This is a genomic window from Burkholderia pseudomultivorans (assembly GCF_902499075.1).
GTDB lineage: Bacteria > Pseudomonadota > Gammaproteobacteria > Burkholderiales > Burkholderiaceae > Burkholderia > Burkholderia pseudomultivorans.
Genome location: NZ_CABVPP010000044.1, coordinates 56,755 through 63,063 on the forward strand (window position 1 = coordinate 56,755; position 6,309 = coordinate 63,063).

Below are 6,309 nucleotides of genomic sequence, written 5' to 3' on the forward strand. Positions count from 1 at the left end.
GCGCGACGCCGCGTCGGAGGGCAGGAGATCAGGGCTGCGCGGGCGCGCTGGCGGCCGGCGCGGCGGCTGCCTTGCCTTCCTTGCCCTTCGCGTGGCCCTTGCCCTTGCCGCGATGTTCGCCGCCGTGGTGCAGCCAGTTGCGGAACGTCGTGTCGGCAAGCGCCTTCTGGTCGGCCGGGAAGCTCGCGTACAGCGGCGCGAATGCGTCTGCCAGCTTCTTCGCGCCGTCGGCGTTGGCCTGCGCGAGCTCTGCGTACTGCTTCATGTCGTCGACCGCGGACACGTCGTGGTTCGCCATCCGTTCGCGATAGAGGCGGCCCATCGTGTCGCCGTTCTCGCGCATCGTGTCGGCGAACGTCTTCCACTGCGGTTCCTGTGCCGACGTGATCTTCAACTGGTCGTGCAGGTACTTGATGCGTTCCTCGATGCGCGCTTCGTGACGGGCGGCACGCTGCTCGGCGCTCGGCGCCGATGCGGCGGCCGTCGTGGCCGGAGCGGACGCCGGGGTCTGCGCGAACGCGCCGGCTGCAACGACGAGCGTAGCGAGGGTGAGCGAGATTTTCTTCATGGTTGGCTCTCCGGGGTGGTGTCGTGCGAGCGGGCGCGGCGGCAACTGCCGCGAGCGCGCATCTCGCGTCGCCCGCTATTAGTAGCACGTTGCGTGGAAAGCGGCAGCGAATGCGACACTTGCTTACATCCGAAACGAATCGAAATTGAAAGGAATGCAGGGCGGCGAGGCCGCGCCGGCCGTGCGTCGGCGACGAGTCGGACGGCCGATGCGTCGCGCCGGCGATGCGACGACACGACGCAACGCAGGCATCTTTTGCGAACCGCGTGACGCCCTTGCACGACGGCGTGTAGGCGGTTGGGCGTACTGCCGTTCGGCGCTATCATCGCGTCACGTTCCATTTCGCCGGTGCGCCACACGCGCCGACCCAGCCTCATGCGTCCACCCCGTCTCGACCAACTCGACGATCTCGACCGGCAACTCGTTGCGCTGCTGCAAGCCGATGCGCGCGCAAGCGTCGCCGATCTCGCGCGCCAGCTCGACGTCGCGCGCACGACGGTCGTCGCGCGCATCGCGCGGCTCGAGCGCACCAACGTGATCGCCGGGTACAGCGTGCGGCTCGGGCAGGACGTGCTCGACGCGAGCATTTATGCGTATGTCGGCATCATCCTCGCGCCGAAGTTCGGCAAGGACGTGCTGCGCAAGCTCGACCGCGTGCCCGAAGTGCAGCTGCTGTGCGCGGTGAGCGGCGAATACGACTATGTCGCGTGGCTGCGCGCCGATTCGCCGGAACGGCTCAACGATCTGCTCGACCAGATCGGTACGCTCGAAGGCGTCGAACGCACGACGACGTCGATCATCCTGTCGCGCAAGATCGATCGCGGGACGATCGGCGGATGATGCGGCACGGTCGACGTCGCAGGTGACGTCGTCGTGCGATTCTTCTTCGGCGTTTTTCCGGTTTTCTCCTTCTCTCGACTCGCTCCGCAGGTCGCGGCGGGCGGGCGCACGTCCGTTTCGCGCCGGACGATGACACGATTTTTAGACGATTTCGCCGTTTCGACGAAATGTATCGTCATTTCGTCGAAAATATCGGTCGTTTCGCATCATTCTTCGTCTTGGAACTGATTTTGCGCGTCCCTAAACTGTGTTCATGGCTCGACGCCGTACACAACAGCAACCCATTATCAGGAGATAAGCGCATGAAAATCGCCATCGTCGGCGCAGGTCTGATCGGCCACACCATTGCTCACATACTGCGTGAAACGGGCGACTACGAAGTCGTCGCGTTCGACCGCGACGCGGATGCGCTCGCGAAGCTGTCGCGCGAAGGCATCGCGACGCAGCGTGTCGATTCGGCCGACGCCACTGCGATCCGCGAAGCCGTGAAGGGCTTCGATGCGCTCGTCAACGCGCTGCCTTACTACCTCGCGGTCAACGTCGCCGCCGCCGCGAAGGCTGCCGGCGTTCACTACTTCGACCTGACCGAAGACGTGCGCGCGACCCACGCGATCCGTGAACTGGCCGAAGGCTCCGATCGTGCGTTCATGCCGCAGTGCGGCCTCGCACCGGGCTTCATCGGTCTCGCCGCGCACGAGCTCGTGAACGGCTTCAGCGAAGTGCGCGACGTGAAGATGCGCGTCGGCGCGCTGCCCGAGTATCCGACCAACGCGCTGAAGTACAACCTGACGTGGAGCGTCGACGGCCTGATCAACGAATACTGCCAGCCGTGCGAAGCGATCCGCGACGGCCGCAAGCAGTGGGTGCAGCCGCTCGAAGGCCTCGAGCATTTCTCGCTCGACGGCACCGAATACGAAGCGTTCAATACCTCGGGCGGCCTCGGCACGCTGTGCGAGACGCTGTCGGGCAAGGTCGAGACGCTCGACTACAAGTCGGTGCGTTATCCGGGCCACCGCGATCTCGTGCAGTTCCTGCTCGAGGACCTGCGCCTGTCGAGCGACCGCGACACGCTGAAGTCGATCATGCGCCGCGCGGTGCCGTCGACCAAGCAGGACGTCGTGCTCGTGTTCATTACGGTGACGGGCGTGAAGGACGGTCAGCTGGTGCAGGACGTGTTCACGCGCAAGATCTTCGCGAAGGACGTGTTCGGGATGCCGATGAGCGCGATCCAGATCACGACGGCCGGCGCGATGTGCGCGGTGCTCGACCTGTTCCGCGAGAAGAAGCTGCCGCAGAGCGGTTTCATTCCGCAGGAGAAGGTGTCGCTGAAGGCGTTCCTCGCGAACCGCTTCGGCAAGCTGTACGAAGGCGGCACGATGGAGCGCGTGCACGCGGTCGCCTGACGACGCATCCGCTCAAACGAGGGCCGTGCGACGCCGGAAGCGCAAGCAGCGCTTCCGGCGTTTTTCATGCGCGGGACGATTCCGAAGGGAAGGGCGCCGTGCCGTTCAGGCCGGCAGCGGCGGGACGATCGTCGCCTGCGGGGCGGGCGGCACGATGCGGTACAGCAGCGCGTCGACGTCCGCATCGGCCGGCGCGGTGTTGTCGAACATCACGATGCCGTCGCATTCATGACCGGTCGGCACGAAGCGGCGTTGCCGGTATTCGTCCCAGTGCGAGAGCTTGTACGCGTCGTTCGGGTTGCCGCGCGCGACGATGCGTGCGTGTGCGACATCTTCCGACGTATGCACCCAGACGACCGTCAGCGCGACGTCGGGCCCGATGCCGAGCCACGCGCGATCGAGGATGCGCCGGTCGCGGACTTCGCGCGACAGCGGGCCGACGACGATCGCGCTGATGCCGAGCGCGAGGTTTTCACGGGCCGTGTCGAGCAGGCCCTGGTATTCGGGATCGCGCAGATGCTGCAGATAGAGCGGGCTGTCGCGATCGTTCGGGTCCGACGTGAGTGCGCCCATCGCGGCCGAACTGTAGCGGCCATACAGCGTGTCCTTGTCGAGCAGGCAGAAGGCCTCGCCGGTTGCGCGCATCAGCGGCACGATGAGCCGCTTCGCGAGCGTGGTCTTACCGGTGCCGGCGTGGCCGCAGAAAAACACCAGATGCGTCACGAATAGCGGCTCCCCGATCCCTGACGCGGTGTGTCGACGCGCTTGCCGTCGCGCGGGAACACTTCGGCTTCGAGCCACATCGCGTTGATGATGCCGAAGCCGAGCGCCACGCCGATGCCGAGTATCCACGCGAAATACCACATAGGTCTGTCTCCTTGGCGGTTGGGCCGCGCGGCCGGGCCGCGAGCCTGCGAAGTGCGCTGTGCGCGTGCTGCGGCGCACGCAGTCCGATCATGACCAATATCGGCGCGGCGCGCAAGCCGGGCCGCCCGTTACCAACGGGAACAGATCGACGCGCGGCAAACCGGTAAACTGGCGCGAAAACGGCAACATCACGGATACCATGCTGATCAACTGTGCTGCTTACCAGGATGGCCGCAAGCTGGCCGACATCGATATCGAAGCCATCAGCGACTACGTGTCGAAGCCCGAGTGTTTCGTCTGGGTGGCGCTGAAGGACCCGACGCCCGAGGAAATCGAGCTGATGGGCGAGGAGTTCGGACTGCACGAACTCGCGCTCGAGGATGCCCGCAAGGGCCATCAGCGTCCGAAGATCGAAGAGTACGGCGATTCGCTGTTCGCGGTGCTGCATACGGTCGAGCTCGACGACGACGACGAATTCAAGGTCGGCGAACTGAATGTGTTCGTCGGCCCGAACTATGTGCTGTCGATCCGAAACCGTACCGAGCAGGATTTCCGCGAAGTGCGCAAGCGTTGCGAGCGCGAACCGCACTTGCTGCGGGAAGGCTCCGCGTTCGTGTTCTACGCGCTGATGGACCAGGTCGTCGACCGCTATTTTCCGATCCTCGAAACGCTCGGCAACGAACTCGAGGAACTCGAGGACCGCATCTTCGCGAAGGCGACGCCGGCGTCGTCGCGCGCGATCATCGAGGATCTCTACTCGCTGAAGCGCCGGCTCGTGATGCTGTACCAGCACACGGCGCCGCTGATCGAGCCGCTCGCGAAGCTCACCGGCGGGCGTATTCCGCAGGTCTGCAGCGGCATGGAGAATTACTTCCGCGACGTGTACGACCATCTGCAGCGGATCGTGAAGACGATCGAAGGGCGGCGTGAAATGGTCGTGACGGCGATCCAGGTCAACCTCGGGATGATCTCGCTCGCCGAGAACGAGGTGACCAAGCGGCTCGGCTCGTTCGCCGCGCTGTTCGCGATCCCGACGATGATTGCCGGCATCTACGGGATGAACTTCGCGAACATGCCGGAACTGCATCTGAAATACGGCTTTTACGGTTGCATCGCCGTGATGCTCGGCGCCGATCTCGCGTTGTGGTGGCGGTTCAAGCGGGCAGGGTGGCTGTAGCCGCCCGCCCGCCTAGCGCGGCGCGTGCTTGCCGACGACCACGCGCCACGGACGCACGCGCCAGGATTTCACGAGGCCGTTCTGCACATAAGGATCGGCGCGCGCGAACGATTCGGCCGCTGCCGGCGAGTCGCCTTCGAATACCAGTACGGCCTGGTCGGCCGGATCGACCAGCGCGCCGGCGAGCACCAGTTCGCCGCGTTCGGTCGCGGCCTGCGCGAGCGCGAGATGCTGCGCGCGGAACGGCTCGCGGCGCGACAGGTAATCGTCGACGAGTTCGTAGATCAACTGGTAATGCATGGTTTCTCCTGGTGTCGGTGTGCCGGCGCGGTGTCGCGCTCAGTATAGGACACCGTGAATCGGACGCAAACGCGTGGCTGAATCGGGCATTTGCTGCATTTTCATCGAATGCTCGTATTCTGCAAATGCAACTAACGGTCTACCGGCGTTTCGTCCGCTCGATTATTGGGTTGTTTATGGAAAAGCCGAGGGGGAACTCTTTTTTGTCTACAGGAAGGAGGGGCGGCAAACAGGCTTTTTGCCGATGACTCAGGGGTTTGCGCGGCTTCGCCGGCGCGCCGGAAACGGGATCGGAACCACGCGGCGTTGTCGCGTTTTCCATTGGTCCGAATGCGACCTATGCTGAACGAATCCGGTGCGAACTTCGTTCGCCCGATTCGTCCAGACGAGGTGTGCCATGGTGTCAGCCACCCTGCAGGATTGCCTGCGCCAGAAGTCATCGCGGTACGAAGTCGTGTACCACCCGTATAGCCATACGAGCATGGAGACGGCCGCCGCCGCACATATTCCCGGCGACCGGCTCGCCAAAACCGTGCTGCTCGAGGACGACGAGGGCTACGTCGCCGCCGTGCTGCCGACGACGCACGCGGTGCGCCTGTCGGATCTTTGGGTGAAGACGGGACGTCATCTCGTGCTCGCCAGGGAAATCGAGTTGCGCGAGTTGTTCAAGGATTGCGACATGGGCGCGTTGCCGCCGGTCTGCATGGCGTACGGGATGAAGACGTTTCTCGAGGAGCGTCTCGCTCAGCAGCCGGAAGTCTATTTCGAGGCCGGCGACCATGAAGCGCTGATCCACATGATGCAGGACGAGTTCCTGGCGCTGATGGAAACGGCCGAGCGCGCGCATTTTTCGCACAAGATGCAGGGCATGTTGTCGTGAGCGTCGGCCGGGTGCGCGTGGGGATGCACATCGTCGCTTGAATGGATTCCGGCGGCCGTTTGATTGCCGGGCGAAGCGGCTCGGTGGAGGCTGTTTGTGTCGGCGGATGCGGATTTTTCGCGTCGGCGGGCGGAGGATGGGCTGGATTCGGTGGCTGTCTTATTGATTTTACATAATGCTGATTATCGATGGTTTTGGTGTAGGTCCCAAGTTCAGATGTCGCGTTTCCGCTAAATAGATGGAATGGTCGCCTCCCGCCTTAACGGGCCGTCCG

8 protein-coding genes are annotated in these 6,309 nt (G+C 64.1%); 4 read left to right on the forward strand and 4 right to left on the reverse strand.

Translation table 11 applies throughout. The features are described 5' to 3' along the window. Positions 1 to 28 precede the first annotated feature (28 nt). Complete coding sequence (locus tag BST28156_RS24410) at positions 29 to 568, reverse strand: Spy/CpxP family protein refolding chaperone (protein WP_174903547.1); 540 nt, start codon at positions 566 to 568, stop codon at positions 29 to 31. A 375-nt stretch (positions 569 to 943) separates the two neighbouring features. Here BST28156_RS24410 and BST28156_RS24415 point away from each other — a divergent pair, with 375 nt between their 5' ends. Next, a complete protein-coding gene (locus BST28156_RS24415; RefSeq protein ID WP_059478760.1) occupies positions 944 to 1,408 on the forward strand; it encodes an Lrp/AsnC family transcriptional regulator in 465 nt (154 codons plus the stop codon). Positions 1,409 to 1,710: 302 nt separating this feature from the next. Further along, entirely contained in the window at positions 1,711 to 2,811 is a 1,101-nt protein-coding gene (locus BST28156_RS24420; RefSeq protein ID WP_174903548.1) for a saccharopine dehydrogenase family protein, read from the forward strand. A gap of 105 nt (positions 2,812 to 2,916) precedes the next feature. Here the strand turns inward: BST28156_RS24420 and BST28156_RS24425 are convergent, their stop codons facing one another. Then, positions 2,917 to 3,534 carry a P-loop nucleotide/nucleoside kinase family protein gene (locus BST28156_RS24425; protein WP_174903549.1) on the reverse strand — a complete coding sequence of 206 codons (618 nt, stop codon included), beginning with the start codon at positions 3,532 to 3,534 and terminating at the stop codon, positions 2,917 to 2,919. Then, on the reverse strand, positions 3,531 to 3,677 hold the full coding sequence (gene cydX, locus BST28156_RS24430; RefSeq protein WP_063900200.1) for a cytochrome bd-I oxidase subunit CydX: 147 nt from the start codon (positions 3,675 to 3,677) through the stop codon (positions 3,531 to 3,533). Before cydX ends, BST28156_RS24425 begins: the two co-directional genes overlap by 4 nt. Before the next feature lie 200 nt (positions 3,678 to 3,877). Here cydX and corA point away from each other — a divergent pair, with 200 nt between their 5' ends. After that, positions 3,878 to 4,855 (forward strand): magnesium/cobalt transporter CorA, encoded by a 978-nt coding sequence (gene corA, locus BST28156_RS24435; RefSeq protein ID WP_060243446.1) that lies wholly within the window; start codon positions 3,878 to 3,880, stop codon positions 4,853 to 4,855. Between the two features lie 12 nt (positions 4,856 to 4,867). On the opposite strand, the gene BST28156_RS24440 is transcribed toward corA, so the two are convergent. Beyond that, on the reverse strand, positions 4,868 to 5,155 hold the full coding sequence (locus BST28156_RS24440; protein ID WP_174903550.1) for a YciI-like protein: 288 nt from the start codon (positions 5,153 to 5,155) through the stop codon (positions 4,868 to 4,870). A 397-nt stretch (positions 5,156 to 5,552) separates the two neighbouring features. Between BST28156_RS24440 and BST28156_RS24445 the strand changes: the two genes are divergently transcribed. Beyond that, on the forward strand, positions 5,553 to 6,035 hold the full coding sequence (locus tag BST28156_RS24445; protein WP_040127444.1) for an aminoacyl-tRNA deacylase: 483 nt from the start codon (positions 5,553 to 5,555) through the stop codon (positions 6,033 to 6,035). Positions 6,036 to 6,309: the final 274 nt, after the last annotated feature.

Excerpts from the sequence above, each read along its gene's own strand:
- BST28156_RS24410 (WP_174903547.1), bottom strand. The coding sequence starts at position 568 with ATGAAGAAAATCTCGCTCACCCTCGCTACGCTCGTCGTTGCAGCCGGC.
- BST28156_RS24415 (WP_059478760.1), top strand. The coding sequence starts at position 944 with ATGCGTCCACCCCGTCTCGACCAACTCGACGATCTCGACCGGCAACTC.
- BST28156_RS24420 (WP_174903548.1), top strand. The coding sequence starts at position 1,711 with ATGAAAATCGCCATCGTCGGCGCAGGTCTGATCGGCCACACCATTGCT.
- cydX (WP_063900200.1), bottom strand. The coding sequence starts at position 3,677 with ATGTGGTATTTCGCGTGGATACTCGGCATCGGCGTGGCGCTCGGCTTC.
- corA (WP_060243446.1), top strand. The coding sequence starts at position 3,878 with ATGCTGATCAACTGTGCTGCTTACCAGGATGGCCGCAAGCTGGCCGAC.
- BST28156_RS24440 (WP_174903550.1), bottom strand. The coding sequence starts at position 5,155 with ATGCATTACCAGTTGATCTACGAACTCGTCGACGATTACCTGTCGCGC.
- BST28156_RS24445 (WP_040127444.1), top strand. The coding sequence starts at position 5,553 with ATGGTGTCAGCCACCCTGCAGGATTGCCTGCGCCAGAAGTCATCGCGG.